Annotated in this window: 24 protein-coding genes and 1 pseudogene; 15 read left to right on the forward strand and 10 right to left on the reverse strand. The window is 61.4% G+C overall.

The annotated features are described in order from the left end of the window. The first annotated feature begins 93 nt into the window (after positions 1 to 93). Genes ACLGGT_RS03955 through ACLGGT_RS03975 form a run of 5 tightly spaced genes read left to right on the forward strand, consistent with a single transcriptional unit; the run spans position 94 to position 5,327 of the window. Positions 94 to 1,428 (forward strand): lytic murein transglycosylase, encoded by a 1,335-nt coding sequence (locus ACLGGT_RS03955; protein WP_037296728.1) that lies wholly within the window; start codon positions 94 to 96, stop codon positions 1,426 to 1,428. Then, positions 1,425 to 2,051 (forward strand): paraquat-inducible protein A, encoded by a 627-nt coding sequence (locus ACLGGT_RS03960; protein WP_008279385.1) that lies wholly within the window; start codon positions 1,425 to 1,427, stop codon positions 2,049 to 2,051. The genes ACLGGT_RS03955 and ACLGGT_RS03960 overlap by 4 nt, the downstream gene beginning before the upstream one ends. Next, a complete protein-coding gene (locus tag ACLGGT_RS03965; RefSeq protein ID WP_008279386.1) occupies positions 2,048 to 2,674 on the forward strand; it encodes a paraquat-inducible protein A in 627 nt (208 codons plus the stop codon). The genes ACLGGT_RS03960 and ACLGGT_RS03965 overlap by 4 nt, the downstream gene beginning before the upstream one ends. Then, complete coding sequence (locus ACLGGT_RS03970; RefSeq protein ID WP_437195089.1) at positions 2,671 to 4,764, forward strand: MlaD family protein; 2,094 nt, start codon at positions 2,671 to 2,673, stop codon at positions 4,762 to 4,764. Before ACLGGT_RS03965 ends, ACLGGT_RS03970 begins: the two co-directional genes overlap by 4 nt. Positions 4,765 to 4,769: 5 nt before the next feature. After that, positions 4,770 to 5,327, forward strand: a complete 558-nt coding sequence (locus tag ACLGGT_RS03975) for a PqiC family protein (protein WP_437195090.1) — start codon at positions 4,770 to 4,772, stop codon at positions 5,325 to 5,327. Between the two features lie 18 nt (positions 5,328 to 5,345). Here the strand turns inward: ACLGGT_RS03975 and rnr are convergent, their stop codons facing one another. Next, the gene (gene rnr, locus ACLGGT_RS03980) at positions 5,346 to 7,601 is read right to left on the reverse strand and encodes a ribonuclease R (protein WP_437195091.1); all 2,256 of its coding nucleotides are present in this window, start codon (positions 7,599 to 7,601) and stop codon (positions 5,346 to 5,348) included. A 125-nt stretch (positions 7,602 to 7,726) separates the two neighbouring features. Here rnr and ACLGGT_RS03985 point away from each other — a divergent pair, with 125 nt between their 5' ends. The 9 genes from ACLGGT_RS03985 (at position 7,727) to hemF (ending at position 13,969) form a co-directional block, all read left to right on the forward strand. Beyond that, the gene (locus tag ACLGGT_RS03985; RefSeq protein ID WP_008279390.1) at positions 7,727 to 8,791 is read left to right on the forward strand and encodes a flagellar motor switch protein FliG; all 1,065 of its coding nucleotides are present in this window, start codon (positions 7,727 to 7,729) and stop codon (positions 8,789 to 8,791) included. Between the two features lie 40 nt (positions 8,792 to 8,831). Continuing rightward, positions 8,832 to 9,170 carry an SH3-like domain-containing protein gene (locus ACLGGT_RS03990; RefSeq protein ID WP_037296735.1) on the forward strand — a complete coding sequence of 113 codons (339 nt, stop codon included), beginning with the start codon at positions 8,832 to 8,834 and terminating at the stop codon, positions 9,168 to 9,170. Continuing rightward, positions 9,163 to 9,441 carry an SH3-like domain-containing protein gene (locus ACLGGT_RS03995; protein ID WP_008279392.1) on the forward strand — a complete coding sequence of 93 codons (279 nt, stop codon included), beginning with the start codon at positions 9,163 to 9,165 and terminating at the stop codon, positions 9,439 to 9,441. Before ACLGGT_RS03990 ends, ACLGGT_RS03995 begins: the two co-directional genes overlap by 8 nt. Beyond that, a complete protein-coding gene (gene nthA / locus ACLGGT_RS04000; protein WP_151976812.1) occupies positions 9,431 to 10,087 on the forward strand; it encodes a nitrile hydratase subunit alpha in 657 nt (218 codons plus the stop codon). The genes ACLGGT_RS03995 and nthA overlap by 11 nt, the downstream gene beginning before the upstream one ends. A gap of 12 nt (positions 10,088 to 10,099) precedes the next feature. Further along, positions 10,100 to 10,774: an SOS response-associated peptidase gene (locus ACLGGT_RS04005; RefSeq protein ID WP_437195092.1), complete on the forward strand. Its 675-nt coding sequence runs from the start codon at positions 10,100 to 10,102 to the stop codon at positions 10,772 to 10,774. A gap of 124 nt (positions 10,775 to 10,898) precedes the next feature. Further along, complete coding sequence (gene clpS, locus ACLGGT_RS04010) at positions 10,899 to 11,216, forward strand: ATP-dependent Clp protease adapter ClpS (protein WP_232279150.1); 318 nt, start codon at positions 10,899 to 10,901, stop codon at positions 11,214 to 11,216. 1 nt (position 11,217) lies between these two features. Further along, a complete protein-coding gene (locus ACLGGT_RS04015; protein ID WP_437195093.1) occupies positions 11,218 to 12,210 on the forward strand; it encodes a class I SAM-dependent methyltransferase in 993 nt (330 codons plus the stop codon). Positions 12,211 to 12,249: 39 nt separating this feature from the next. Continuing rightward, a complete protein-coding gene (locus ACLGGT_RS04020; RefSeq protein ID WP_008279397.1) occupies positions 12,250 to 13,050 on the forward strand; it encodes an SDR family NAD(P)-dependent oxidoreductase in 801 nt (266 codons plus the stop codon). A gap of 28 nt (positions 13,051 to 13,078) precedes the next feature. Next, positions 13,079 to 13,969, forward strand: a complete 891-nt coding sequence (hemF, locus tag ACLGGT_RS04025) for an oxygen-dependent coproporphyrinogen oxidase (protein WP_437195094.1) — start codon at positions 13,079 to 13,081, stop codon at positions 13,967 to 13,969. Positions 13,970 to 13,976: 7 nt separating this feature from the next. Here the strand turns inward: hemF and ACLGGT_RS04030 are convergent, their stop codons facing one another. The 4 genes and pseudogenes from ACLGGT_RS04030 to ACLGGT_RS04045 form a co-directional block, all read right to left on the reverse strand. Continuing rightward, entirely contained in the window at positions 13,977 to 14,741 is a 765-nt protein-coding gene (locus ACLGGT_RS04030) for an IclR family transcriptional regulator (protein ID WP_081507543.1), read from the reverse strand. A 13-nt stretch (positions 14,742 to 14,754) separates the two neighbouring features. After that, positions 14,755 to 16,112, reverse strand: a pseudogene (locus ACLGGT_RS04035) (TRAP transporter large permease). 1 nt (position 16,113) lies between these two features. Next, positions 16,114 to 16,782: a TRAP transporter small permease gene (locus tag ACLGGT_RS04040; protein ID WP_008279401.1), complete on the reverse strand. Its 669-nt coding sequence runs from the start codon at positions 16,780 to 16,782 to the stop codon at positions 16,114 to 16,116. Positions 16,783 to 16,884: 102 nt separating this feature from the next. Then, entirely contained in the window at positions 16,885 to 18,120 is a 1,236-nt protein-coding gene (locus ACLGGT_RS04045) for a TRAP transporter substrate-binding protein (protein ID WP_037296743.1), read from the reverse strand. Between the two features lie 114 nt (positions 18,121 to 18,234). Between ACLGGT_RS04045 and ACLGGT_RS04050 the strand changes: the two genes are divergently transcribed. Then, positions 18,235 to 19,848 carry a GMC family oxidoreductase gene (locus ACLGGT_RS04050; RefSeq protein ID WP_437195095.1) on the forward strand — a complete coding sequence of 538 codons (1,614 nt, stop codon included), beginning with the start codon at positions 18,235 to 18,237 and terminating at the stop codon, positions 19,846 to 19,848. Between the two features lie 7 nt (positions 19,849 to 19,855). Here the strand turns inward: ACLGGT_RS04050 and ACLGGT_RS04055 are convergent, their stop codons facing one another. The 5 genes from ACLGGT_RS04055 to ACLGGT_RS04075 all read right to left on the reverse strand — a co-directional run bounded on the left by ACLGGT_RS04055 (position 19,856) and on the right by ACLGGT_RS04075 (position 24,883). Next, entirely contained in the window at positions 19,856 to 20,779 is a 924-nt protein-coding gene (locus ACLGGT_RS04055; protein WP_437195096.1) for a PHP domain-containing protein, read from the reverse strand. After that, complete coding sequence (locus ACLGGT_RS04060) at positions 20,776 to 21,582, reverse strand: ABC transporter permease (protein ID WP_437195097.1); 807 nt, start codon at positions 21,580 to 21,582, stop codon at positions 20,776 to 20,778. The genes ACLGGT_RS04055 and ACLGGT_RS04060 overlap by 4 nt, the downstream gene beginning before the upstream one ends. Further along, entirely contained in the window at positions 21,579 to 22,607 is a 1,029-nt protein-coding gene (locus ACLGGT_RS04065; protein WP_437195098.1) for an ABC transporter permease, read from the reverse strand. The genes ACLGGT_RS04060 and ACLGGT_RS04065 overlap by 4 nt, the downstream gene beginning before the upstream one ends. Further along, a complete protein-coding gene (locus ACLGGT_RS04070; protein ID WP_437197393.1) occupies positions 22,600 to 23,676 on the reverse strand; it encodes an ABC transporter ATP-binding protein in 1,077 nt (358 codons plus the stop codon). The genes ACLGGT_RS04065 and ACLGGT_RS04070 overlap by 8 nt, the downstream gene beginning before the upstream one ends. Before the next feature lie 76 nt (positions 23,677 to 23,752). Continuing rightward, complete coding sequence (locus ACLGGT_RS04075; RefSeq protein WP_437195099.1) at positions 23,753 to 24,883, reverse strand: extracellular solute-binding protein; 1,131 nt, start codon at positions 24,881 to 24,883, stop codon at positions 23,753 to 23,755. Between the last annotated feature and the right edge of the window lie 30 nt (positions 24,884 to 24,913).

Here is a 24,913-nt window from a genome sequence, read left to right on the forward strand (position 1 = left end):
CGCGCCTTTTCGTTTCCGTCCCCTTGATCGCTTTTGATTTGGAAACAATCGGGCTATTCTGTGACAAGAGCCACACAACCAAGGGGCCGGACAATGCGAGCGGTATATATCGGATTATTGAGCGTTCTGATCGGGGCACCACCGGTGCTGGCCGGGGCGGTGGACCAGTCATTACGCCCGCAGATGCGGCCCGGTTCGGGCCTCATCACAGCGGCGGTGGTTGTTTCGAGCGACGTGCCAGTGCGCAGCCTACGGCCACAATTGCGCCCGGCGGATGTGTCTGAGACCGCCATCGTGCCGGTCAATGCCAATCCGCGCTTTGACACCTGGGTGGCCGGTTTCCGGGGTCGCGCGCTATCGCAAGGGATCAGCGGACAGGTATTTGACCGCGCCTTTCGTGGTGTGACGTTCAACCCCGAGATTGTATCAAAAGATCGCAACCAATCGGAATTCAAACGCGAGATCTGGGACTACCTTGACAGCGCCGTCTCGCCCATCCGGGTCAACAACGGACAAGAGGCGCTGCGCAAACACCGCCGCGCGCTCGAACGGATCGAGGCACATTACGGCGTAGAAAAAGAGGTGGTCGCCGCCGTCTGGGGGATGGAAAGCACCTATGGCGAACGGCTTGGTGATTTGCCGTTGATCCAATCGCTGGCGACACTGGCCTATGACGGACGGCGCGGCGCGTTTTTTGAAAAACAGCTCATCGCCGCCTTGCAGATCCTGCAATCGGGCGATGTGACACCTGAAAACATGAAAGGGTCATGGGCCGGGGCGATGGGGCATACGCAGTTCATGCCCACTTCTTACCTGGCCTATGCGGTGGATTTTACCGGCGATGGCAAACGCGACATCTGGTCGGACAACCCAACCGATGCCCTGGCCTCAACCGCCGCCTATCTCAAGCGCTTTGGCTGGACCAAGGGCCAACCTTGGGGCGTCGAGGTACAGGTTCCGCGCGGGTTCAGCGCCGCCGCGGCCAAGGCCAAACGGCTACCGTCCCAATGGGCGGCGCAAGGCGTGGTCGGTATGGACGGGCGCGCGGTGCGCGATTTCGGCACTGCGTCGATCCTGCTGCCCGCCGGGCTTCAGGGGCCAGCCTTTATGGTTTTCGACAATTTCGGCGTGATCAAACGCTACAATAATTCCGATGCCTATGCGATGGGCGTTGGGCATCTTTCAGACCGGATCGGCGGCGGGCCAGAAATCAGGGGCGCTTGGCCACGTGGCTATAACCCCCTGTCTTTTGACGAAAAAATGGATATGCAGCGCCGCCTGCAACGCAAGGGTTTTGCCATCGAAAAGATCGACGGCATCATCGGCCCCAATACGATCAACGCCATTCGCGCCTTTCAGCAATCGGTCGGGGTGACGCCGGACGGCCTGCCCTCGCAGGAATTGCTGGCGCTGCTCAAACGCTCGTGAGCGTCCGCCAATCCGCACCCGACGAGTTGGCGGGCCTCATCTGCTGCCCGACGTGTGATCTGGTCTATACCGCGCCCCAGGTGGCGATGCGGCAACGCGCCATTTGCGCGCGCTGTCATACAGTCTTGATCGCACCACGGCGAAAGGCAGGCAAGCAGCTGATCGCTCTGGCGCTGACTGTGCTGATCCTGATCGTGGCAGCGGTGCTCTTTCCCTTTTTGTCGATCGGCGCGGGCGGGCTACACCATGACGCCTCGATCCTGCAGGCCGCCTTTGTGTTCGAGGGCGGGCTGTCTGTGCTGGCGGTGGCGGTTCTCTTTTTCATCGTGGTCATACCGGCGCTGCGCCTGATGCTGCTGATCTATGTCTTGGCCCCCATCATCCGCGATCACCCCCCCGCCCCTCTGGCGCGCCCTGCCTTTCGTCTTTCAGAGGCGCTCGTGCCGTGGTCCATGGCCGAAATCTTCGCCATCGGTTGCGCCGTGGCACTGGTCAAACTCAGCGATCTGGCGGATGTTGTCTTTGGCCCGGCGGCGTGGATGTTTGCGGTGCTGGTGGTGCTGGTGGTGGCGACCGACAGTCTGATGTGCCGCTATTCAATCTGGGCCTCGCTGGACGCATGAGAACCGCGCGCGACATGGGACTGGTGGGCTGCACACGTTGCATGGCTGTGGCGCCTCTTGGCACAGCGCGCTGTTCGCGTTGCGGCAGTGCGTTGCAATCCCGCGATCCGATGGCGCTGCAAAAGGTCTGGGCGTGGTGGCTGTTGGGCCTTGGCTGCTACATTCCGGCCAATCTTTTTCCGATGCTAGAGACGCGCACGCTGGTCAGTACGCAATCTGATACGATTGTCGGCGGGGCGGTGACGCTGGCAGAGCATGGCAATTGGGGCGTGGCACTGATTATTCTTGTGGCCAGTGTGGTGATCCCGGTGGCCAAGTTTCTGGTGCTGGCCGCTCTGGCATTCGGCGTCTGGCGCGGCTCGCGCTTGTCAAAGGCGCGGCGGCACCTGCTCTATGAGATAGTCGAATACATCGGCCGCTGGTCGATGATCGACGTTTTTGTTGTGGCGATCCTGTCATCACTGGTGCAATTGCAGGCCTTGGCCACGATCACACCGGGCCGCGCCAGCCTGTTTTTCGCCCTTTCGGTGGTTTTCACCATGCTCTCCGCGCAAAGTTTTGATAGCCGGATGATCTGGGACGGCACCCGCCGACCCGAAGACCAAGAGGATAGCCAAACGTGACCCAAGACAGCACGCCTCCGCCAGAGCCCACTGTTCTTCCTGCCGGACGGAGCCTGATCGACCGGATTTCAGTGATCTGGCTGGTGCCGCTGGCGGCGCTTTTGGTCGTGCTGGTCGTGGCGTGGCAGGCCTATTCCGAGCGCGGGCCGCTGATCGAAATCGCCTTTGAAAATGCGTCGGGTGTTCGGGCGGGGGCGACCGAGCTTCGCTACCGCGATGTGACCGTCGGCATGGTCGAGGACGTAAGTTTTGCCCCGGGTCTCGACCTCGTGTTGGTCAAGGTCCGCGTGGATCAAGAGGTGGCACCCTATATCGACCGCGACGCCCAATTCTGGGTGGTCCGTCCCCAAGTCACGGCGCGGGGCGTCACTGGCCTTGGGACCGTGCTCTCGGGCGTCTACATCGAAGGTTTATGGGACAATAGCCCCGGTGCGGCCGTCACGCAGATCGCAGGCCTGCCCGATGCCCCCTTGGAACGGGTGGGGCAGGATGGCCTGCGCCTCATGCTGCGGGCGCAGGGGCGCGCCTCGCTGGTCGAAGGCGCTCCGGTGATCTATCGCGGGATCGAGGTGGGGCGCATCGGGCGACCGCGCATCACCGCTGACGGAAGCTCCGCCGAGGCAGAGGCGCTGATCTTTGCCCCGCATGATCGTCTGATCAACAGCGCGACGCGCTTTTGGGACACCTCCGGCTTTTCCTTTTCGCTCGGACCCGGCGGCGCACAACTCGATTTCTCATCCGTTGCCGCACTTGTGTCCGGCGGCGTCACCTTCGAGACGATGATTTCAGGTGGCACATCGGCGCGGGCCGGAGACAACTACACCGTCTACTCCGAAGAATCCGCGGCACGTGCCAGCCTGTTTCGCGGAGACGACAACGAAATCCTCACGCTGGCGGCGGTGTTCGAGGACAATATCGCAGGTCTTAGCGTAGACGCCCCCGTTGAGTGGAACGGGTTGCGCATCGGTCAGGTGAGCGCGCTTAATGGCGTGGTCGATGAGGCGCGATTTGGCGATGACCGCGTGCGGCTTCTTGTCAGTCTGGCAATCCGTCCGGGACGGTTGGGGCTGGAGGGAGGTGCCGGGCGCGACTCGGCCCTTGCTTATTTGCGCGAAAGCGTGGCGACAGGCCTGCGCGCGCGGCTGGCCTCGGCGTCCATATTGACCGGAGGGCTCAAGGTTGAACTGGTCGAAGTGCCCGATGCCCCCCCTGCCGAAATCGAGACGGCAGATGGCGGCGATCTTCTTTTCCCCACCACCGAGAGCGAGATCGCGGATGTATCGGCAACCGCAACGGGCGTATTCGAGCGGATCAATGCCTTGCCCATCGAAGAGGTGATGGCCGAGGCGATCACCCTGCTGCAAAACGCCAATGCCTTGGTCTCCAGCGCCGATACGCGCGCCGTGCCGGGCAATGTCAACGCGCTTCTGGATGAGACACGCGGCGTGATTGGCGCACCAGAGGTGCAGGCCCTGCCTGGGCGGCTTGATGCCGTGCTGACCGAGATGGAGACGCTGGTCGCGCAAATCGCGCAAGAGGCTATAGCGGCCAAGTTGAGCACCGCGCTCAGCGATGCCTCTGCCGCGTCTCAAGGTGTGAGCGATGCCGTGAGCGGTGTGCCAGATCTCGTGGCGCGGCTGGATGCCGTGGCGCAAAAGGCCGAAAGCGTCGAGATTGATGCCATGGTTGCACAGTTGACCACGCTCATAACCTCGGCTGACACGCTTTTGGCCCAAGAGGGCACACAGGCCCTGCCTGCCACGCTGAACGCAACCCTTGACGAAATGCGCAGCGTTCTGGCGCAATTGCGCGAAGGCGGCGTGGTCGAGAATGCCACCGCCGCCCTTGGCTCTGCCCGCGATGCCGCGGATACTTTTGCGCAAGCGGGCCGTGATCTGCCGGGCCTTATTGCCGAGGCCGAGGCCGTGCTGGCACAGGCGCGCGGCACGCTGGCAGGCTATGCCGCCGACAATGGTGTAGGCCGCGACGCCCGCGCCGCAATGCGCGAGGTTGAACGCGCCGCGCGTGCTGTGTCATCCTTGGCCCGAGCCATAGAACGGAATCCAAATTCGCTGCTTTTGGGAAGATGATGAGAATGAAGAGATTTTCCGCCCTGCTTTTGCTGGCCGCCCTCACCGCCTGCACCGCTGTTCCCGAACAGCGACTGACCGTGCCACGCGCGCCGGTTGAGACCAAGCAGCGCATCGCCTTTGGCTCGGTCGCGCTGCGCGAGGTGTCCTTGCCGGGATATGCCGCGGGTGAGGAAATCTATTTCTCGGATGCAACAGGTGTTCTGAGCACTCAACCCGGCCTCTTTTGGGCCGATGATCCGGGCCGCGCCATCACGTTGGAACTCAGCCGTCATCTGGCCCAAATCACCGGCGCGCGGGTGGCGGCAGAGCCTTGGCCCTTTGGTGGCTTTCCCGAGGCACAGGTCGAGGTGCGGGTCGAAGAGATGCTGGCGCAAGCGAATGGCGTATTCCGGCTTGCCGGGCAGTATTTCGTGTCATCTGAGAATGGCCGCGCGCGCGCACAGCTTTTTGACCTGAGCGTGCCCGTACCGGACGAGGCAGGCATTACCGCCATCGCCGCAGCACGCGGTCAGGCCGTGCGGGATTTGGCGGTTACCATTGCACGCGACGGGCTGCGCTAAGGGCGTCCGATCTTTTACCTACCGACGCTTGCGCTCGGCCTTGCGCCTCTCGACCGTCGCCTTGCGCTTGGCGCTGCCAAGCTTGCGTTTGGGCGGCTTGCCGCGTGTGGCGCGCGGGCCTTTGGGCAGGGTCTCGCCATCGAGGCTAACCAGTTCAAGCGCAATGCCACCCGTCACGGGCGCGGCCTCGGCCAGCTTGACCGTCACGCGCTGCCCCAAGCCAATCGTAAGCCCGGTATCGGACCCCATCAGCGTGCTTGCTTCGCGGTCGAAGTGGAAATATTCCCGGCCCAATGAGCGCACCGGGATCAACCCATCCGCCCCGGTTTCATCCAGTTTCACGAACACGCCGAATTTGACGACGCCGCTGATACGCCCGGTGAATTCCTCACCCAATCGCTCCGACAGAAACGCCGCCAGATAGCGGTCATTGGTGTCACGCTCGGCCATCATCGAGCGGCGCTCGGTGTCGGAAATATGCTGCGCCGTCGCCTCAAGCTGCGCTTCTTCCTCATGGCTCAGACCATCTTTGCCCCAGCCATGCGCCGAAATCAGCGCCCGATGGACCACAAGATCGGAATAGCGCCGAATGGGCGAGGTGAAATGCGCATAGGCCTGAAGTGCAAGGCCGAAATGCCCGAAGTTTTGCGGCGCATAATAGGCCTGTGTCATCGCGCGCAGGGTGGACATGTTGATCACCTCGGAATGATCCGTATCGCGCGCTGCATGCAGCAGCGCGTTAAGATGTGCGGTTTTCAGCACCTGACCCTTGGCAAGCACCATCCCCGCCGTCGCCGCTACCTCGCGCAGGGCATCAAGTTTTTCGGGGCTTGGTTCCTCATGCACCCGGAACAAAAGCGCCGATTTGCGCGCCACCAGCGTTTCGGCGGCGGCCACATTGGCCAACACCATGCATTCCTCGATCAGCTTATGGGCCTCCAGTCGCTCGGTGAAATTCACCGACAAAACCTTGCCCGCGTCACTCAGGACCACCTTGCGCTCGGGCAGGTCGAGGTCGAGCGGCTGACGACGACGCCGCGCCTCCTCTAATGCGGCATAGGCGGCATAGAGCGGTGTAATCACCTCGTCCATCAGGGGCGCGCATTTGTCATCCGGCGCACCATCCTGCGCCGACTGAACCTGTTGATACGTCAGCGACGCAGCAGAGCGCATAAGACCGCGCACAAACCGATGCCCGATCTTTTCACCGGTCGCGGTGATCTGCATCCGCACCGCGATACAGGCGCGTGGCACACCCTCATGCAGCGAACACAAATCACCAGATAGGCGGTCGGGTAGCATCGGCACAACGCGATCAGGGAAATAGCTTGAATTGCCGCGCTTGCGCGCCTCGTGGTCAAGCGCCGTGCCGGGGCGCACGTAATGCGCCACATCGGCAATCGCCACCCAGATCACATGCCCCCCTTCGTTCTTGGGATCATCATCGGCATGGGCCCAGACCGCATCGTCATGGTCGCGCGCATCCCAAGGATCAATCGTGATCAGCGGCATATCACGCATATCCTCACGGCCCTTGAGGCCCGCAGGTTTCATCGCATCCGCCTCTGCAATCACGGCATCGGGAAAGCTGTCGGGGATTCCGTGCTGATGGATAGCGATAAGCGAAACTGCCTTGGGTGCCGAGGGATCGCCCAACCGGTCCAGAACCCGCGCGCGCGGCAGGCCCATGCGGCCCGCAGGGCCCGCCTGTTCCGCCTCGACAAGCTCGCCATCCTGGGCGCCGCCTGTGGCATCCGCGGCCACGTGCCATTCCTTGCCGTCGCCCTTGTCGATAGGCAGGATGCGCCCGCCCTCTGCCCCTTTGCGGAAAATTCCCAGCACTTTTCGCGGGTTGGTGCCGATACGGCGAATCAACCGCGCCTCATAGTGATGGCTTTCGCCCTTGACCTCTTGCAGACGCGCCAGGATGCGGTCGCCTACCCCCATCGCGGGGTCAGAGGCGCGCGGAATAAGAAGCACGACAGGCTCTATTCCCTCACCCGTCCATTCCAAGGGCCGCGCAAGCAGCTCTCCGTCAGAGGCCTGCCCCGTGATCTGCAACACGCTTACGGGTGGCAGCCGGTCAGGGTCACGATAGGATTTCTTGCGCTTTTCCAGATGGCCTTCGTCCTCGAGCTCCTTGAGCAGGCGCTTGAGGTCGATCCGCGCAGCCCCCTTGATGCCAAAGGCCTTGGCGATATCGCGTTTCGCGGTGAGGGTCGGGTTGTCCGAAATCCATTGCAGGATTTCGACCTTGCTGGGCATCTGGCTCATGTCTCGGCCCTAGCACGAAGCGCGAGCGGCGTCATCCGGGAAACCACCGAAATACCGGGCAGGGTTTAGAGAATTCTTCACCCTTTGGCCCCTAAGGTCAGACGAGACCCGCAGAGAGGCCCACGATGAAAACAACCACCCCTTTGGCCCGACTGAGCACCGTCGCCCATGGCGGGGTGGCCGCTCATCTGACCCGCGCGCAAAAGGCGGCGATCATCGTCAGGTTTCTGATCAACGAAGGGGCTGAAATCGCGCTGACGGACCTGCCGGACGTGTTGCAAGCGCGCCTCACCACACAGATGGGGTCGATGCGCTATGTCGACCGAGGAACGCTTGCGGATGTGGTCGCGGAATTCGCGCAGGAGTTGGAGGGGATGGGGCTGACCTTTCCGCGCGGCGTGGCTGGGGCGCTTAGCGCGCTCGATGGCCGGATCAGCCCGCAAACCGCTGCGCGCCTGCGCAAGGAGGCGGGCGTGCGCCAACAGGGCGACCCTTGGGAGCAGGTGAAACACGCCGATCTTGCCGCGCTCATCCCCATTGTCGAACGGGAAAGCACAGAGATTGCGGCCGTGCTCTTGTCCAAGCTCGACGTAGCGCGCGCGGCGGACCTCTTGGGCAAACTCCCCGGAGAATTGGCGCGGCGGATCACCTATGCGGTATCGCAGACCGGCGCGGTCAGCCCCGAGGCCGTTGACAGGATCGGTCTGGCACTTGCCGCGGAATTGCACGACATCCCCGAAACCGCCTTTGCCCAAGGGGCGGTCGAACGTGTGGGCGCAATCCTCAACTTCTCGCCCGCCGCGACGCGCGATGACGTGCTGACAGGATTGGACGAAGCCGATCAAGACTTCGCAAACCTTGTGCGGCGCGCGATCTTTACCTTTGTGCATATTCCTGAGCGGGTGAAGCCCACGGATATCCCGCGCATCACGCGGGAAGTGGATCAGGCGGTTCTTGTCACGGCGCTTGCGGGGGCAGCCTCGGGCGATCTGGTGACGGTGGCCGAGTTCATCCTCAGCAATATGGGCAAACGCATGGCAGAGGCCATGCGTGAGGAAATACAAGAGCGCGGCCGCGTACGCCTGCGCGATGCCGAAGAGGCGATGACCGCCGTGGTCAACGCCGTGCGCACCCTCGAAGCGGCGGGCGAGATCACCTATGTGACCCCCGAAGAAGACCAGAGCGCGTGACCACTGGACAAGCCGCGCCGGCCCTCCTAGGCTTGATTCCATGAGTGATTGGGATGGACGCCGCTGGCACGACATGGGCGGACAGGCTGCCGGGCCTGTGCCGATGGACGGTCATGATTTTGCCCTTTGGGAAAAGCGCATTGATGCGCTGATGGTGCTCTGCGGGGAAAAGGGCCTGTTTACCGTTGACGGGCTGCGTCGCGCTCTTGAGGACATGGGCGAAGACGCGTTTGAGACGTATTCCTATTACGAACGCTGGATCGCTGCCGTGAACCAGAACCTGCTCGAGGCCGGTGCCTATTCGCTTGAGGAATTGGCGGCCCGGATGGATGCTGTCGCCGCGCGCGGTCCAACCTATGCCGAGGCGCAAGATGGCTGAGCGGGTGCGGGTCAAGGCGCTTACGCCGCCGGGTCATGTGCGCGCCCCGTGGTATCTGCGCGGCAAGCAGGGCGTGATCGAGCGATCCTTGGGGGCCTTTCGCAACCCCGAGCAACTGGCCTATGGCCTGACAGCCGAGGAAAAGCCGCTCTTTCGCGTCCGTTTTGCCATGCGCGACATCTGGGGCGAAACGGCAGAGAACCCCGACGACACGCTCGATGCCGAACTCTACGCGCATTGGCTGGAACAGGTGGATAGCCATGCCCCATGACCACCACGATCACGACCATTTCCACCATGAGGGGATGAGCCCCTCTGGCCATCCCTACCGCGCCGACAACGACGGCCCACTGACCTATTGGCAGCGCATGGAAATCGCAGTGCGCGAATTGCTCGTGGAAAAAGGCCTGCTCACCCCGGCCGAGATTGCTGCGCAGATTGAGGCGATGGATGCCCGCAGCCCCGCCAACGGCGCGGCCGTCGTGGCGCGCGCCTGGGTCGATCCCGATTTCAAGGCGCGGCTTTTGGCCAATGCCTCTGCAGCCAGCCGCGAGATGGGGTTCAACATCGGCCCGCTCCACCTGATCGCGGTTGAAAACACCGTCCAGACCCATAATCTCATCGTCTGCACGCTTTGTTCGTGCTACCCGCGCAACCTGTTGGGCTTGCCGCCCGATTGGTACAAGACGCGGGAATATCGCAGCCGTGCGGTGCGCGAACCGCGCGCGGTTCTGCGTGAATTCGGTCTGGATCTGCCCGAGGATGTCACCGTCCGCGTCCACGACAGCACCGCCGATATGCGCTATATCGTGCTGCCCGCCCGTCCAGAGGGGACCGACGCGATGGACGAGGCGCAATTGGCCCGCTTGGTCACGCGCGATTCGATGATTGGTACGGGCCTGCCCCGTCAGCCCTGAGAGGCGGCTGGCATGTGCGGACGCTTTGTCATCACCCTGCCCAATGACGCGATGGCGCAGCTCTTTGGCGCGGCCCCGGACAACGACCTACCCGAGCCACCCGATTACAATGTCTGTCCCACAGCCCGGATCGCGACTGTTCGTCTGGGCGAGAGCGGCACGCGGCGGCTTTCGGCCTTGCGATGGGGGTTCTTGCCGAATTGGTATGACAGCCCCACCGCTGGCCCGCTGCTGATCAACGCCCGCGCCGAGACCATCGCCGACAAACCCGCCTTTCGCGAGGCGGCACGCGCGCGCCGATGTCTCATTCCCGTCGCAGGCTTTTACGAATGGACGCGGGATGGCAACACACGCCTGCCGTGGTTTATCCAAAGGCGCGATGCTGCGCCGCTTATCATGGCCGGGGTCTGGCAAATCTGGGAGCGCGGCAATACCCGGATCGACACCTGCGCGATTGTCACCTGCGCCGCGAATGACGGCATGGCGCAAGTGCATCACCGGATGCCGGTGATCCTTGAACCGCAGGACTGGCCGCTCTGGCTGGGCGAGGCGGGGCATGGCGCGGCGCGGCTGATGCGCCCTGCGCCCGAGGACACACTAGAGATGTGGCGCGTCGCCCCAACGGTCAATTCCAACCGCGCGCAGGGGGCTGACCTGATCGTGCCGATCCCACACACGACGGCTTGAACCCCTTCTTTCACGGGGACCCTTTTCTAACCCCGGTCAAACGATATATAGACGTCATGAAACAGACCCTGTCACATGGCAATAATCCGATAGTGCGACTGAAATGATCCAGCATCCGATTACAATGACCGGGCCCAAGGAGGACGCGGGCGATCCTGCGGTGGTCGTTGCCACACGGCCCAAGACCAAGCGCCCGCCGCTCTACAAGGTTCTGCTGCTGAATGACGATTACACGCCGATGGAATTCGTGGTGGCCGTGCTTGAACGGTTTTTCGGCATGTCGCACGCGCAGGCCTTTGAAATCATGCTGACCGTGCACAAAAAGGGGCTGGCGGTCGTGGGTGTCTTCAGCCACGAAATCGCCGAAACCAAGGTGGCGCAGGTGATGGATTTTGCCCGCCGTCACCAACATCCGCTGCAATGCACCATGGAAAAAGAATAACTTGGCCATCGCCACCCGCCTGACACTTGCCCTCGCCGACGGGGTTGCGACCCTGCCCGAGGCTGGACGCATTGCCGTATTCACCCCGCGCGTCGGGGCTGATCTCTCGGCCTTGCCCATGGACCGCGTGCAGGTGATCACGCCACTCAAGCCCGATTATGATTACTTTGCCGGTTTGGGATATGACTGTGCCATAGCCCCCGAGGGGCGGTATGGGGCTGCAATCCTTTGTCTGCCCCGCGCCAAAGCACGGGCCCGCGCCGCATTGGCAGAGGCCGCCACCGTCACCGATGGCCTGATCATCGTCGATGGTCTCAAGACCGATGGTATCGAATCGGTGCTGCGCGACTGCCGCCGCCGCGTCGCGGTCAGCGCGCCGCTGTCCAAGGCACATGGCAAGATCTTTAGCTTTGCCGCAGGCCCTGAATTTGCCGATTGGGCCGCAACCACAGCGCAGCCGATTGCGGGTGGATATGTCACGGCACCGGGGGTCTTTTCCGCCGATGCGGTTGATCCGGCCTCGCGCCTTTTGGCGGATAGCCTGCCGCAAGCGCTTGGCGCGCATGTGGTCGATCTGGGTGCGGGATGGGGCTATCTAAGCGCGCGCGCTCTGGAACGCGCCGGCATTGCCCGTCTTGATCTGGTTGAGGCCGATCATGCGGCCCTCGCCTGTGCACGCCAGAATGTCACAGACGCCCGCGCGCAATTTCATTGGGCCGATGCGACCGTCTGGAATCCCGACGCGCGTGCCGATAGCGTCATCATGAACCCACCCTTTCACGAGAGCCGCAGTGCCGATCCCGATCTTGGCCGCGCCTTTATACGCGCGGCGGCGGGCATGCTCAAACCCTCGGGTAGTCTCTGGATGGTGGCCAACCGGCATCTGCCCTATGAGACCACGCTGGCACAGTCCTTTACCTCGGTCAGTGAGGTAGCTGGCGACACCCGCTTCAAGATCCTCCACGCCAGCCGTCCTGTGCGCCAGAGCCGCTAGTGCCCCCATACGCGCCAGACCCAGCTTGAAAGGTCCGATATGTCCTTCTCGATCACCGGAAAAACCGCCATTATCACCGGAGGTGCCAATGGTATCGGCCTCGCTATCGGGCGTCACTTCGCAGACAAGGGCGCCAATGTTGTCTTTGCCGACATGGATGAAGCGCGCCTGATCAAGGAATTGGGCGAGAATGACGACAGCAGCAACATCCGCTATTTCGCGGGCGACCTGCGGCAAAAACTGACGCAGGCCAATCTGCTGTCGGCCACGATCGACGCCTTTGAACAGGTGGATATCCTCGTCAATGCCTGCCGCCAGATCGTGCCCTCGGATGCGCTCAACCCCGATGATGACGCGGTTGAGATGCTATTGGAGCAGAACCTGTTGACCGCGCTGCGCATGAGCCAACAGGTCGCGCGCCGGATGATCAAGCAATCCGAAGGCCAGACCGAAGGCAGCGCGGGCACCATCGTCAACCTGTCCTCGATTGCCGCGCGCTGCACCCATCCGGATCTCTTGGCCTATTCGGTGGCCTCGGCGGCACTGGATCAGATGACACGCAGCCTGGCACTTGCCCTGGCACCGCACCGTATCCGGGTCAACGCCCTGGCCTTTGGCTCGGTCATGAGCGCGTCGCTCAAGGAAACGCTACGGGAACACAGCGATTACCGCGCCGATATCGAATGCCACACGCCCCTTGGGCGGATTGCCTCGGCGGCGGAACTGGCAGAAGCGGTGCATTATCTGGCCTGTGATGGATCAGCCTTTATGACCGGACAGATCATGACGGTGGACGGCGGGCGGACCCTGCTTGACCCCTGCGCAGCCCCGGCGCACTAATAGGCAACATCGCCCGAGGACCAGACGCATGACCGACAACTTTACCCAGCAAAAATCACGTGCCGCCGCATGGTTTCGCCAGTTGCGCGACGATATCGTTACCGCGTTTGAGGGGTTGGAGGACAACCACGCCACCGGGCCTCTGTCAGACGCCGCGCCCGCGCGCTTTGAGGTAAGCGACACCAGCCGCCATAGTGACAACGGATCGGACGCCGGGGGCGGGCTGATGAGCGTGATGCGTGGCGGGCGGGTCTTTGAAAAGGTCGGCGTCAATGTGTCAGAGGTCTATGGCACCTTGGGAGAGGCCGCACAGCGCGCCATGGCGGCGCGCGGTGTGCCCGGCATGGACAGCGATCCACGGTTCTGGGCCTCTGGGATCAGCCTTGTGGCGCATATGCAGAACCCGCATTGCCCGGCGGTCCATATGAACACCCGCATGTTCTGGACCCCGCATGCGTGGTGGTTCGGTGGCGGATCGGATCTTAATCCCTGTATCGAGTATCCCGAGGATACGGCCCATTTCCATGGCCAGCAACAGGCGCATCTAGATCCGCATGGCACAGACCTCTATCCGAAACTCAAGGCTTGGGCGGATGAGTATTTCTTTGTGCCACACCGCAATCGGGCGCGCGGCGTGGGCGGTATTTTCATGGATGACCGCAACACTGGCGATTGGGAGGCCGATTTTGCACTGACGCAGGATATTGGCCGCGCCTTTCTGCCTGCTTATGTTCCTTTGGTGGAAAAACGCCGGGTGCAGCCTTGGTCGGATGCGGACAAGGACACGCAGCTTGTGCATCGTGGCCTCTATGCCGAATATAACCTCGTCTATGACCGAGGCACGAAATTCGGACTGGCCACAGGCCATGACGCCAACGCGGTGCTCATGAGCCTGCCACCTCTGGCGAAATGGACCTAAGCGCGTCCTAGGCGACGAGCTTTGACAAATCCGCCGCCGCGTGTCGCATCGGTTCTAGATACTCCATCGCCCGCTCGATGCTGAACCGCTGCGTCGGCGCGTGAAAGGCCAGTGTTGCCATCAGCCGGTCGTTGACATCAAGGATCGGCACAGCCAGAGCGATCATATCCTCCATGAACTCTTCGCGGTCGAGCGAGTAGCCTTGCTCGCGCACACGCTGGATCTCGGCCAAAAGGGCATCGGGGTCGGTCAGGGTGTTGGCGGTGCGGGCAACAATATCTGTCGCAGAGAGATAGCGCACCAGGTGGCTGCGCGCCAAAGTGCTCAGATACATCTTGCCACTGGCCGTGCAATAAAACGGCACACGCGTGCCGATCGGCAATTGTATCCGGAGCGGCCATTGTGTCTCAACGCGCTCTAGATAGATCATGGCATCGCGGTCCGGTAAGGCGATGTTGCAGGTCTCGCCTATTTCGCCGCTCAACCGCTTAAGGATTGCCTGCCGCGCTGTGCGGATGCGCAGCGACGACAGGATACCCCCGGCCATGCTGCGCAGGCGCGGACCCGGGGAATAAGTCCGCCCATCCATGTCGCGTTGCAGAAACCCTTCCTCTTCGAGTGTAGCGAAAAGGCGGTGGATCGTCGGCTTGGGCAGGCCAAGCGCTGCGTTGATCTCGGTTGGCGTGACGGGCACGCCCACGCGCGCGATCTCCTCGAGCACAAGCAGGAGCCTCAGATTGGTGGGAATGGTCCCTGCGTCGTCACCATCCATGTCCTGACCTTTCTCACCGTTGCGGAAGCAGCGCTGTGGATAGGGAAGGCACCAGAGCCACAAGCACCCAAACCGACAACAGCGCCACAAGATAAGGCACGATGTAGCGCAAGAGCTTGAAATAGGGAACGCCCGTCACCCCAGAGGCGACATAGAGGTTCAGCCCATAGGGCGGCGTGACAAAGCCGATAGAGGCCCCGACAAGGAAGATCACCGCAAACTGCACCGGCTCAACCCCGACGGAATGGGCGATAGGGGCCAGAATAGGGGCCAGAATGATCGTCACAGGCAGGCTTTCCAGCACCATGCCACAGACAAACACAATCGCCATCGCGGTAAAGAGCACCGCATAATACCCGCCCATTGAGGTCACGAAATTACCAATGACTTCCTGTGCCCCCAGAACCGACAGGATCTGTTGCATCACGACTGAAACCGCGATGAGAGGGGCAAGAATACCGGTGATTTGCGCCGAGCGCATGGTGATAGAAGGCAATTCCAGCGGGCTAAACCCTTCGACGACCAGCATCTCCGAGATTTTCTTTTCGCTCACATCACGCCCTTTGGCACCGCCCATCAGCTTGTAAAGCGGCAGGCTGATAAAGCCCACGATCACGCAAAAGCCCACGGTCACGCCCGCCGCCTCTGTCGGAGAGAATTTGCCGGTGTAGATGCCCCAAAGAACAAGGCCGATGGCAAAGAACCCAAGCCATGCGCCGATGGCGGTTTTGAAAACGCGCAGGGGGCTGAGGGGAATGAGGAACCCCCAGCCATTACGCCAGCAGATCAGAAAGGCGGCGAACATCATCGCCAAAACCATCAGCGCGCCGGGAATGATCCCCGCAACGAACAGTTCCGAAATCGGCAGGTTGAGCAGAAAGCCGTAAACGATGAAAATGATCGACGGTGGGATGATGATGCCCACAGTCCCCCCGCCGCCGCCGTCGCCGCCGAAAAGCGCGCATCATACCCGCCCTTGATCATCTCGGGATGCAGCATCGAGCCGATGGTCGCGGTAGTGGCCGAGTTAGAGCCCGAGATTGCGGCAAAGAGCCCACAAGCGCCAAGCGCCGCCATGGCCAAACCGCCGCGTATCCACCCTAGGCAGGCATAGGCAAAATCACTCAAGCGCCGCGCAATGCCTGAGCGGTTGATCAAGTCTCCCGTCAGAATGAACAGCGGCATCGCCAAAAGCGCAAAGCCGTCCGTGAACACATCGCCCAATGCGCCCCCAATATTCTGGAGCGGCATACCAAGGACAAATGACACACCGATCACCCAGTAACCGATGACCAGAAACACCGGCACACCCAGCATGAAAAGGAACGTCACCCCAATGGAAATGGCGGTGATGAGGGTTGGGTCGCTCATATCAGTCGCCTCCGATCACAGCTTGGGTGATCAAGGTCTCACCACTGCGGAAATTGGCAATATCGGTCAGGACATTCTCGATCACCCGCGCCACCAGCGTGGTAAAGGCCAGAGGCACGGACAAAAGGAACCACCATTGCATGACATTGTCGGTGCCCAGCATGATTTGGAAATTCGCTGCCGAATTGATCGCCACCTTGGTCGAGGTAACGACCACGACCCAGGAAAACCCGGTCCAGAGCAATGCATCCAGCATGAGGCAGGCCATTTGTCCCGTGCGCGACATCGCGTTGCGGAATTCGGCAAAGGCCAGATGCGTGCGCAACTTGACGTTATAGCTGCACCCGAAATACGTCATGATCAGAAAAAGAAAGGGCGGCAGGGTGGTCGACCATGGGACCTGTTGTGACAAGACGAAACGGCGAAACACCTCGACAAAGATGATCCCGCCAATGGCCAGATAAGACACGACCATGATCGTCTTTTCCAGATTACGCTCTGACCAAGGGCTGAAGCGATAGAACACCAGAATCAACAAGGCCAGCGCCAGCATCGCGGCCAGCCCAAGCGGCCAAGCCGCCGGTTCGTTCATCGCCTGACTTAACATCCAGGAATCGCCTGCCATGAGGGCACTCATGATATCGCCTGTGCCCTGAAACCAGCCGGTCATGCCCGTTCCTCCCTTTGGGTTGCCGTATGTATTCGCCGCACGTCTCGGCGGCTTGGGGTAACGGGCCGCGCGGATGGCGCGACCCGATCAGAGCCTATCGCGTCAGGCTGATCGCCACCAGCGGCGCGGCTCGACATTCTCGGGCAAGGTATCCACAGGAATCTCGCGGGCCACGTTGTAGATTTCTTGATAGGTGTCGATGCCACCAGCCCAGCCATTGAGACGCTCACGCCACTGCGCCCATGGCTCTGGATTGAACTCGGGCGAGCACATTTCTTCGGCCATCTTGATCTGATCGTCCGCCAGAAACGCAGGGCGCACATTGTTCTGGGCAAAGATGGTGCCGGGCAGTTGCGGGTCAGAGAAGCCAACGGTTTTGACCAGCGCCGCCTCATTGGCCGCCTGCACATGAACCTGCGCCAGATAGGCGGATTCCATGATGGCATCCTGCAAATGCGGCTCCATCGCGTCAAACACCTTGACCGACATGGAGGTATGTTCCGTGCCACAGAAGAACCGCAGGTCAACCGATTGGCTGACAACGGGGGCCATGTTGGCATAGGCCACAGCAGAGGCCCAGGTTTCCGCGCCGTCAATGAGGCCCTGCTTGAGTCCGTCCAGTGTTTCTTCCCAGGCCACCGGCACCGGGTTGAGGTTGAGCAACTGCATGGCGATACGGCCCAACTGTGTGCCAGTCACGCGGTTCTTGGTGCCAAACAGCTCTTCCAGCTTGGTGACGGTGGGTTTGTCAGCAAAGGACTGTCCCATCTGGAGGCCGCGCAATTCGCAATGCGAGAACAGAAACTTCAGCCCATGCCGACTTTCTAGTGGTTCGCGCAAAATCTTTTGCGAAGCGGGGCTATAGAGGAAATGATACTGCGCGGCGCGGCTCGGGAACATATAGGCATAGTCGAGCACGTTGAGATAGGGCGCGCCCCCGGCCGAGTTCTGCGTCGAGGCGGCATACATATCCACCACGCCGGTCTGGGTTTTTTCCACGCAGTTGAGCTGGCCACAAATCTGGTTGTCGCCGATGAACTCTACGCGGATTTCGCCGTCAGTGCGTTCTTCCAGATCGCGGGCGAATTCCAGAACGCCGGCGCGCTCGATCAGCAGGTTGCGAGCGTTAAACCCCGAAGCCCCCAGTTTCAGCGTATGCTTCGGTTCTTTGCCAAAGCGTTTTTCATAGGTGCTCTCGGCGGCCCGCGCCACCGACGAAAGCGAGACCGCCCCCGTCAGCGCCCCGGCCCCCAACACAACGGATGATAGGCCAAACTGACCTGACAGACGGAACAGGTCCCTGCGGGAAATTCCGCTCAGGGCTTTCGATACTTTCATGGTCTCCTCCCTATTTTGCAATTTTGATACTTGCAGTCTCAATAATGATCGAATTATCCTTGATCTGGCAAGGAGATTTTTTCCTTGCGCCAAGATTGAGCAAGGAGGCCCGGAATGTCGGAGATTTCAGCGGACTACGTGATCGTCGGCGCGGGTTCTGCCGGATGTGTTCTGGCGAATCGCCTCTCTGCGGATCCTCGGAACACGGTTATTCTGCTTGAGGCAGGTGGGCGCGATTGGAACCCGTGGATTCACATTCCGGTTGGGTATTTCAAAACGATGCATAACCCGGCGGTGGACTGGTGCTATCGCACGGAGCCAGATCCGGGGCTCAATGGCCGCGCACTAGACTGGCCACGTGGCAAAGTTTTAGGGGGCTCATCCTCGCTCAACGGTTTGCTTTATGTGCGCGGACAGCCGCAGGATTACGACCGTTGGGCGCAAATGGGCAATCCCGGCTGGGGATGGGACGATGTGCTGCCGCTCTTCAAGCGCTCCGAGCGACAGGAACGCGGTGCCGATGAGTATCACGGCGATCAGGGCACGCTTTGGGTGTCGAACATGCGCCTGCAAAGGCCCATCTGCGATGCCTGGGTCGCGGCGGCACAAGAGGCGGGCTATCCATTCAACCCCGATTACAATGGGGCCACCCAAGAAGGCGTGGGATATTTCCAACTGACAACGCGCAATGGCAGGCGGTGTTCTGCTGCCGTGGCATTCCTCAACCCGGCGCGCAAAAGACCGAACCTGACCATCATCACCCATGCGCAAGCCAGCCGTATCATGCTGGAGGGGCGACGTGCTGTTGGCGTGGCCTACCGTGACCGGGCGGGGTTGGATCAGGTGGTCAAGGCCGGACGCGAGGTCATCCTATCCTCAGGCGCGATTGGTTCGCCGCAACTCTTGATGCTCTCGGGCATCGGAGAGGCGGCGCATTTGCAGGATCACGGCATCGAGGTGCGCCAGAATCTGCGCGCCGTGGGCCGCAACATGCAGGACCATCTGCAAGCGCGTCTGGTGTTCAAGTGCCATGATGCCACGTTGAATGACGAGGTGCGCAGCCTGTCCAATCAGGCGCGGATCGCCCTGAAGTATGCTCTTTTTCGCTCGGGCCCCATGGCCATGGCCGCAAGTCTTGCCACGGGCTTTATGCGTACGGGCAACCATGTCGAGACACCAGACATTCAGTTTCACGTCCAGCCATGGTCCGCCGACAGCCCCGGCGAAGGGGTGCATCGCTTTTCGGCCTTTACCATGTCGGTCTGTCAATTGCGGCCCGAAAGCCGCGGGGAAATCCGCCTCGCCTCATCGGACCCGCGGAAGTATCCCAAGATCATTCCAAATTACCTCTCGACCGAGACCGACTGCAGGACCATCGTCGAAGGTATACGGATTGCCCGTCGCATTGCGCGCTGCGCGCCGCTGACCTCCAAGATCTCAGAAGAATTTCGCCCAGACCGCACGCTGGATCTGGACGATTACGAAGGCACGCTCGACTGGGCGCGGCGCTATTCGACAACGATCTATCACCCGACAGGCACCTGCAAGATGGGACAGGGGCCGGATACCGTCGTCGATGCCCGGCTCCGGGTGCATGGCATCGACGGGCTGCGCGTGGCGGATTGTTCGATCATGCCCGAGATCGTGTCAGGCAACACCAACGCCCCCGCGATCATGATCGGCGAGAAAGCCTCGGACATGATCCTTGCGGATCTCGCGGCGGGCTGAGTCCTACTCAGCCCTTCCTGATCGGGTTGGACCATGCGCGCTTGCCTGCCGCGTCCACCACAGTGACCCGAAGCCACGGTGAGGCGACGCAGCGGGGGTCAAGGGTAACGCGCGCGCGGGTCATGGAATGGCCATGCACCGCCACCCCGGCTGATCCGTGGCCCAGCACGATCACCGCAGACGCAGCAGAGCATTCAACCTCGACCGCCCCGTCTTCCAGATGCAGCGCGCGAATTTCAGGACCTTGGCTGGAATAAAACAGCCCCGCCTTGAGTGCGGCAAGCAGAGCCTCGGGGCTGTTTTCCGCTGCCTTGACCATGACCCAGCCACCGAAATGATCCGGTTCCGAGAAATGCGCGTCATCTGTGGCAATCAGGCTCAGACGCCGCCCCTCGCTCAGCAAGAGGTCGGCAATCCCAAAGCCGTCTCCCCGGTCACAGCCCATATGGCATCCATGGTTGTAAATCTCGACCGCATGCGCCGCCGTAAGACTGCGCGCATCGGCGAGTGTCAGCCCTGACCATTGTGGATGTGCCACGGCAACAAAGGCCCCGGCGGCGACGGCCCGCGCCGCAATCTCGGGTCCGGTTTCCTGATTGGCAACCGGTTTGAACTCGGGGGAATGGGAGGGGGCGAAATCATCCGGCAGACCCACGGCCAGAATATGCCACACCTCGCCATTGACCAAAGCGCCAGAATGCAACTCGGCCCCAAGCAGGGTGGTAAAGCGATTGCTGCGATAGGCGCGGGTATCGGTGATCGGATAGCCGTAGCGCCCGACAAAATGATCGGTCAGCGCCATGAAATCATAGCCCTCGGCGGCATAGCGGCGGCAGACCTCCTCAGGGGGCAACACCCCATCTGAGCGGGTCGAATGGGTGTGCAGATTGCCGCGCCAGAACCGTCCGGGGGCCGAGAATGTGTCGATCATGCCGATGCTCCGTTTGCGGCGCGGCGCTCGCGCTCTTTGAGGATGGCCCAGATCACCGCGCAGGTGATCGTTGCAAGGATAAAGAGAATTCCGATGACATTGACCACCGGCGAGAGACCAAAACGCATACGGGATCCGATTTCCGTTACCAGCGTATGCTGACCGCCGATGGCAAACATGGTGGTGTTGTAATTCTCAAAGCTCTGCAAGAAGGCGATGACAGCCGCCGTGGCGATGGTGGGGCGCAGGAACGGCAGGGTGATCCGGCGAAACGCCTGCAAAGGCGTGGCACCAAGGTCACGCGCCGCCTCTTCCAGCGCTGCATCCTGTCGCTGCAACCGCGCCATGAACATCAGCATCGCGTAAGAGGCAACAAAGGTGGTCTGCGCAAGAATCGCAGTGAACAGCCCCCCCGCCACCTCAAAATTGCGCCAGAAAATTACGGTTGAGATGCCCAAGATAAGTCCGGGCGTCAAAAGTGGTGACACCATCAACGTATAGAGCACCCCAGCCGCCCGCGTGCCCAACCGCCCCAGCAAAAGGGCCCCCGCCAACCCCATCGGCAGAGCAAGCGCGATCACGGCCCCCGCAATGATCAGCGAGTTGCGCAGGCCCGACCACATTCGCGCATCCGCCCAAAGTTCGCCAAACCAGCCTAGCGTAAATCCCTGCCAGACCGTGACAGACGGCGGCGAATAGGCATTAAATCCCGCTGCAACCATGATCCCGAGCGGCAGGAACATATAGACAAAGAACAGCGCCATATAGAGGCGGAGGATAACACCGCTGCCCTGCCCTCTCATTTCGCAATGTCCTTGAGCCGAACCTTGAGCAGCCGCATCATCAGGAAAATGAACCCGGTGCAGACGACCAGCAGGCTAAGCGCATAGGCGGCCCCTACGTTCCAGTTGGTCGCCTGAAAAAAGCGGTTGTAGACCAGTTGCGTGAACCACGGATCAGCGGTGCCGCGCGTCATGATATAGGGCACCGCATAAGACCCCGCCGACAGCATGAATGTCATGATACAGCCTACTGCAATCCCGGGGCGGGCATGCGGCAGCACCACGCGGCGGTGGATTTGAAGGGTTCCGGCCCCCAGATCCCGCGCCGCCTCGATCTGATGGGTATCGAGCGTTTCCAGCACGTTGTAGAGCGGAAAAACCATGAACAGGATATAGGCATAGACCATGGCTATAAAGACGCCAGACCCACTTTCTAGAAAGGGCACCGGGCCAATCCCCACCAGCCCAAGGGCCGCATTGATCGGCCCACCGTAGTTCAGGATCATCTGCCAGGCAAAGACCCGCAGCAGCTCGTTAAGGGCATAGGGCACGATCAGCGCCATCATAATCATCGCGGCCCGGCGCGGCGGCTCTAGCTTGGCGATGGCAAAAGCGATGGGATAGCAGACGACAAAGGCGATGGCCGTCACCGCAAGCGAGGCAAGGATCGTCTTGGCAAAGATTGCAAGATGCGCCTGCCCCATCTGCCCGTAATTGGACAGCGTCCAGGTTTTGACAGGCGTGGTTTCCCGGGCTTCGAGCGTGGCAATTTCGGCCCGAACCGTGTCGCGCTCGGTGTCGATAGCGGCGCGGGCTGTGGCGTCTGCGGCGGCCTGATGGTCCAGCGCAAGAACATCGAGACGATTGTAGAGCCCGTCGATTTTGACCGACAGTTCGGCGGCGCCTTCGGGGCGCTGCATGGTCCAGAACGACTGCCCGATCATGATGATCTGTGGCGCGGCAATCAGGCCCAGAATCCAGACCCCCACCAGAAACACGATCAGTGCCGACAAGGGTGCCCCAAAGGCGCGGCGCAACTCAGTCATGGGCGGTTTCGCCCAAGGGCAGGATTACCCCAGCCTCTTGCGAGAACCCAAGGCGCAACGGGCCCTCCGCAAGGGGGATGCCCCCGCCATTCACGCGGTGCACGGTCAAATGGCTTTGGCCGGTGTCAATCACGAGCGTCGAGAATGCCCCCTCCATATCGCGACGTATGAGGCCACCGGCCAGCATGTTGGCGCGGCTCTCGCCTTCGGTCAGCACATGCAACCGCTCGGGCCGCAAAAAGAGAAACGCCTGTGCGCCAACACTCAAACCCGCCGGATTGAGCGCGACAAAGGCCCCCTCGGGTGTGGCGATGCGGGCGCTTTGCCCGTCTACCGCCTCGATGCGCCCGGTCAATCGGTTGGTTTCGCCGACAAAGGTTGCAACAAAGGCATCAGTGGGGCGGTCATAAAGGTCGTCCGCCGTGCCCAATTGCACCAGCCGTCCGGCGTTCATGACGGCCACCCGGTCAGACATGGTCAGCGCCTCGCCCTGATCATGGGTGATATAGACAAAGGTGATGCCAGTCTCGCGCTGTAACTGCTTGAGTTCGGCGCGCATGTGCTGCCGCAGCTTGAGATCCAACGCCGAGAGCGGTTCGTCCAACAGCAGAACCGCCGGTTCAACGGCCAGAGCACGGGCAATCGCCACCCGCTGACGTTGGCCCCCCGACAATTCCGAAGGCAGCTTGTCGGCCTGTTCGCCAAGGGCGACCATCGTGAGCAGTTCAAGCGCCCGCGTGCGGCGTTTGGCCTTGCTCCAGCCGCGCATCTCTAGGCCAAAGGCGACATTCTCCCACACTGGCATCAGGGGAAAGAGCGCGAGATTCTGAAAGATCAGCGCAGTTGGACGGTCCGAGGGCGCAATGCCCGCCATCGACCGGCCACCGATCAATATGCTGCCCTCTGAAGGGTCCAAAAACCCCGAGACAAGGCGCAGAATCGTGGTTTTGCCACAGCCCGAGGGGCCAAGGATCGAGAAAAACTCGCCCGCGCGAATGGTCAGGTCCGTAGGGTGCACGGCCTGAAAGTCGCCAAATCGCACGGCGGCTGAGCAGAGGGTGATTTCCATACCGCGAGCGGAAACTGTCATTGGGGTCGTTCCATGAAACGGGCGCGGGGAACTCTCCCCGCGCCACTCTGTCAGCTCAGGCGTTGGTCAGTTTTTCGGAATACTCTTCGCGCACCGCCGAGAACCACGGCGTGAACATCGGCCACCACCACAGGTTCTCGATCGCACCGTTCTGATAGGCAAAGGCAAACGCCGTCTTGTTGGCCTCGCTCAGATGCGCCGATGCGCCGACAGCCGCTGAATTATAGCCGGTCGCATTGGCAAACATGCCGCCGATTTCCGGGCTCATCAGAAAGTTGAGGAACTCATAGGCCTGATCGACATTCTCGGCACCCGAGGGGATCGCAGCGGTATCCATCCACGCCAGAGCGCCCTCTTTCGGGGCGGCATAGCGCCACTTGGGGTCCACATCCATGTGCAGCTTGATGCCGGTCGTATCCCATGTCTGGCCGATGGTGCAGCCCGCATCGGTAAAGGCACCGGTGGCCTCGGTGGCGTTATTCCAATAAGCGCCGATATTGGCCTTGTTCTTGGCGGCAAAGGCCACGCAGGCATCAAAGATACGGCGCGTGTCTTCTTCGGTCTTGTAGAGATCCATGGCCCGGTTCGACGGCACTTCGCCAATCGAGTCGAGATAGATCGCAAGGGTGATCAGCACTGATTTCTGGCGCATGGCAACCTTGCCATCCAGACCATCAGTCCAGAGATGGGCATAGGACAGATCGGCGGGCGCGACATCGACAGCGCTCGAATCCCACGTCATGCCCTCAGTGCCCCAATCGAACGGCACCAGATAACGCTTGCCGCGATGCGCAGCCCCCAGTTCCAGCGACGAACGCCACAGCGCGGGCTCGATCCGATCCACCTTGAGGCGGCTCTCGTCGATCTCAGACAACAGGTTGCCCTCGTCATAATTGGGACGGGTGTCAACCGAGGGGAAGAGAATGTCAAAGCCCTTGCCGCCAGCGGCGCGCAGCTTGGACGCGGCTTCTTCGTTCGAGCCATAGGTCGAGACATTCACCTTGATGCCGGTGGCCTTGGTAAAGGCTTCGGGGATCTCGCCATTCTGGAAGTAATCGCCCCAAGCAAAAACATTCACCTCGCCAGACGAGGCAAGCGCGCGGCGCGCAATCAGCGGGGTCGCCAGGGCGGCGGCACCCGTGGCCAGCACGGCACGACGGGACAGGGATTGAAGGGGGTAGGTCATTCTTGTCTCCTGAGTTTGATCAACTCCGGC

Source organism: Roseovarius sp. MS2 (assembly GCF_051447875.1).
Taxonomy (GTDB): domain Bacteria; phylum Pseudomonadota; class Alphaproteobacteria; order Rhodobacterales; family Rhodobacteraceae; genus Roseovarius; species Roseovarius mucosus_A.